The sequence below is a fragment of the Endozoicomonas sp. genome, from assembly GCF_051008435.1.
Classification (GTDB): domain Bacteria; phylum Pseudomonadota; class Gammaproteobacteria; order Pseudomonadales; family Endozoicomonadaceae; genus Endozoicomonas_A.
In genome coordinates this window covers 1-4,108 of the sequence record NZ_JBPCXO010000284.1, presented here as the reverse complement: position 1 = coordinate 4,108, position 4,108 = coordinate 1, and the positions used below count along the sequence as shown (strand labels likewise).

Sequence of the window (4,108 nt, the reverse complement as noted above, 5' to 3'; positions counted from 1 at the left end):
TTCTTGATTATCAGATGATAAAATTTGAGCAGTCATACAGGTAAGAAGCTGTTGCTATATCAACGATTTCATAAAAGTAGCTCATGATCGTCGTTTTTTCTTACATTAATTGCCGCTCACACTCCTTCGTACTTTGTCCATTTCAGGCATGCACAGCTCTAAAAAAATGTTTCTGATATAAAAAGCTGATAACTTATTTCAAGACTGCAGTTTTATATGGACGATAAAATCAGTAGTCTTTAACCATGCAGTATCGCTGTTTCATGGAGTCGTCAGATACACTCTGGCACAAGCAATAAATCAGCCTCCCAAGAGCTGTCCCCTATGAAAAGCCGATGAGGTATGAACCATGTGGTATGAAGGATTGCTGTCCCCCTCCCTCTGGGAAGCCGTTCTGGTCACACTGCTACTGACTCACATCACCATCCTGTCCGTGACGATTTATCTGCATCGTTTCAGTGCTCACAATGCATTGGAACTTCACCCGATTTTACAGCATCTATTTCGCTTCTGGCTGTGGTTGACTACAGGCATGCGGACTCTGGAATGGACAGCTATCCACAGAAAACATCATGCTTTTTGCGAAACCGACAGTGATCCCCACAGCCCGGTTCGCAAGGGGCTTGGCAAAGTACTCTGGCAGGGAGCAGAGCTGTATCGTCAAGAAGCACAGAATCAGGAAACCCTCCAGCGTTACGGACAAAGAACCCCCGATGACTGGATTGAGAGAAAACTGTATACCCCTTATACCAAGGCAGGTATTGTGCTCATGCTGACCATTGACCTGTTACTGTTTGGCACCCTGGGCATTTCCATCTGGGCTGTTCAAATGCTCTGGATTCCGCTTTTTGCTGCCGGTGTCATTAACGGTCTGGGTCACCACAGTGGTTATCGCAACTTTGAATGTAAAGATGCCGCCAGAAACCTATTTCCTATTGGCTTGCTGATCGGAGGGGAGGAATTGCACAACAACCATCACACCTTCCCCAACTCTCCCAAGCTGTCGGTGCGTAAATGGGAATTTGATATTGGCTGGTTATGGATTCGTTTTTTCGGTTTTTTAAATCTTGCCCATGTAAGAAAAGTCAATCCATTGGCCAAAATGGACTTTGAAAAGAACCATATTGATTCCGACACGGTGATGGCCGTAATTAATAATCGCTTTCAAATTATGGTCCAGTACAAAAAAATGGTCATTGCCCCCATGGTCAGAGATGAAAAAAGCAGAGCCTGTGCCCAGACCAGACGACTATTTAATTCTGCCAGAAAGCTTTTGGCTCGAGAAAACAGCCTGCTAATTCCTGACCATAAGGAAAGAGTCCAGAAAATTCTCGATACCAGTCAGGTTCTAAATACGATTTACGAGAAAAAAAATGACCTTCAGGCTATCTGGAATACGATAAAAGATAAAAATGAACGAATAGAAGCATTAATTAATTGGTGCCATGAGTCGGAGGAAAGCGGAATAAAAGCGCTTCAGGATTTCTCAAGACTATTGAAGAGCCATACGCTTCCCAATACATCAGCCATTTAATCTATATTGTTATTTTTTAAAGGGCTGAATACTCAAGCATGTATTTGACTCTTTAAAAAAATGAATAATTTCAAGGGGATTCAAATCATTAGCGCGTCTCATCGAACGTCAACTGTTTATCTATTGTACAATCGTTCCTATCAACTCATAAAACGTTATTAAATCTATTTAAATACTTCGTAAATGCACATTAAATACTTCCATCAATTAAAAGCTTCCTGTATAAATAGGCACTTTCATAATTGAAAACCATCAATACCCCATCGATTTGGTCTGAATTGGGAGTTCCTGAATGAACGTTTTTGAAGAAATTCATCATCGCTTGAGCAGTAAAACACGTATCCGCTCACTGTTTAAAGATGTTCATGTCGAAGATCTTGAGCGTATTATCTCCAGAATGCAGGACGTGATGCAGGAGAAAGTTGAAGCACGTAATAAAGTTGACGAAGAGCGTCAAGCAAAAATGGAAAGCATTGAAGCCGTAAAGCAAATTATGGCTGAACGTGGCATTTCCATGGGTGACTTGGACGATCTGGAAGTAGCGGCTCCAAAGCGTCGTAGAAATGTACAAAAGTTTACTTTTGAATTCCAAACTGAATCTGGTGACACAGTACAGTGGGATGGTTCTACTACAGGCCGTCTGCCACGTGATTTCCAAGCTTACCTGGATCGCACCGGCAAAAAACGTCTGGACTGTGTCGTTGAAGACTGATTGGTGTTGAGGACTCTGTCAACCTTTTTCAGGACTCCAGACTAATCTCTTGTCCACTGCTGTCGGAATGCAGATATCAGAGGATCAGAATGCAAATATGATTCAATAGCCCGGATATTTAATCCTGTTAAACAGGCCATTTGAATCATGAATGACCATGAAAAGATAATTCGTTTTTTGATGGTATACCGAAAAGCAGAAAAGGAGCTATTGCCCCTTTTCTGCTTTTTTTATGAGCATTCCAACTCAAGGCATTTTTCAGGGAAGTGACAAACAAATCGACTGCCTTTTCCAGGGTGACTGCTGATAGTGAGTTTACCTCCATGTCTCAGCATTACGTGCTTGACGATAGCCAGCCCAAGCCCTGTGCCCCCTGTGTTCTGACTTCGGCTTTTATCAATCCGGTAAAATCTTTCGGTTAACCTGGGAATGTGCATGGGATCAATTCCGACCCCGTTATCTTCCACCATCATATGCCCGCCTTCCTTGTCCTGCCACCAGCGTACATGGATCTTTCCACCCAGTGGCGTATAGCGAACGGCATTAAAAACCAGGTTCGAAAAGGCACTGCGTAACTCGCTGCTGCTGCCAGCCAAAACAACATCTTCCGGGCAATCCAGAGAAATCTGATGTTGATTTTCACCACTGAGTGCACGCCCGTCTTCAACAATGCTATTAAGCATGGTTTTAACAGGCACCCCATTTTCATCTGACTGGGCTTCGGCCGATTCCAGCTTGGACAGTAATAATAGGTCTGCCACCAGGTTCTGCATTCGCAGCGATTGCTCCTGCATTCTATTGAGCGCTTTCTCCCAAACAGGGGGCAGACCTGAATCAGGACCCAGACTATCCAGCATGGTTTCAAGATATCCGGAAACCACCGTCAGCGGCGTTCTCAACTCATGGGATACATTGGCAACAAAGTCCTTTCTCATGACTTCCAGCTGATTCAAACGCGTGACATCTCTCACGGTCATCAAGCGATTGCCTTTACCATAAACGGTAATATTAAATTGCAGTTGGTGTTCAGCATTGATGGGGGAAGGGATTTCCAGAGCTTTTTGATAACCGCCCTGCTCAAAATAGTCAGCAAATCTGGGATCACGCAGCAAATTAGTAATCAATTGCCCCTGATCATTGGGCATCTTAAGACCCATCAGCGTTTCTGCAGCGGGATTCCACCACTCCAGATTACTCTGATTATCAATCATCACGACACCGTCATTCAGGGCAGCGGTTGATTCCTGAATGCGCTCAATCACTACAGCCAGTTTTTGTCGAGAACGGCTGTGCTGTTTTTGTAAGCGGTAGATACCATCAAAAATCTCACCCCAGAACCCTTTGCTCTCGGGCGGTTCCTTATTCTTGGCCTTGGGATCGTTCAGCCAGTCCAGCAGTTTGAAAAGTTGACGAAAGCTCCAAACAAAATAACCTCCCATCACCACACAGAGCCCTAAAAAAGGCTCTCCAACAAACCAGCCCAGGGAAAACCCAACGATCATGTAAGCCAGCATGCGACTCAACAAATGGGATTTTGAAATTGTTGTCATATTACTCCCGGCCAGATACCTGCTGACAGCGCACAAGGTATTTCCCTGGATAGCTATCTACCATTGTCTCAGAAGCAATGTCGATCACAGACATCACTCCTGACAGGCTATTACTCACTCATTTTTCAAAAGAGCCAGAAAAATGTTACCTCTGGTGAGGAAGCAGGTCGAGCTCACCAGAGAATATAAAACAGCCATGAGCGTTAAACAGCCATGAGCGTTAAACAGCCATGAGCGTTAAACAGCCATGAGCGTTAAACAGCCATGAGCGTTAAACAGCCATGAGCGTTAAACAGCCATGAGCGTTAAACA

Annotated in this window: 3 protein-coding genes; 2 read left to right on the top strand and 1 reads right to left on the bottom strand. The window is 44.1% G+C overall.

Annotated features, from left to right (window positions below):
* Positions 1 to 349: 349 nt before the first annotated feature.
* Together ACR2PX_RS14495 and ACR2PX_RS14490 are read left to right on the top strand one after the other, a co-directional pair.
* Positions 350 to 1,534 carry a DesA family fatty acid desaturase gene (locus tag ACR2PX_RS14495; protein WP_434000069.1) on the top strand — a complete coding sequence of 395 codons (1,185 nt, stop codon included), beginning with the start codon at positions 350 to 352 and terminating at the stop codon, positions 1,532 to 1,534.
* Positions 1,535 to 1,826: 292 nt separating this feature from the next.
* Entirely contained in the window at positions 1,827 to 2,246 is a 420-nt protein-coding gene (locus ACR2PX_RS14490; RefSeq protein ID WP_434000068.1) for an H-NS family histone-like protein, read from the top strand.
* Between the two features lie 230 nt (positions 2,247 to 2,476).
* On the opposite strand, the gene phoR is transcribed toward ACR2PX_RS14490, so the two are convergent.
* On the bottom strand, positions 2,477 to 3,796 hold the full coding sequence (gene phoR / locus ACR2PX_RS14485; RefSeq protein ID WP_434000067.1) for a phosphate regulon sensor histidine kinase PhoR: 1,320 nt from the start codon (positions 3,794 to 3,796) through the stop codon (positions 2,477 to 2,479).
* Between the last annotated feature and the right edge of the window lie 312 nt (positions 3,797 to 4,108).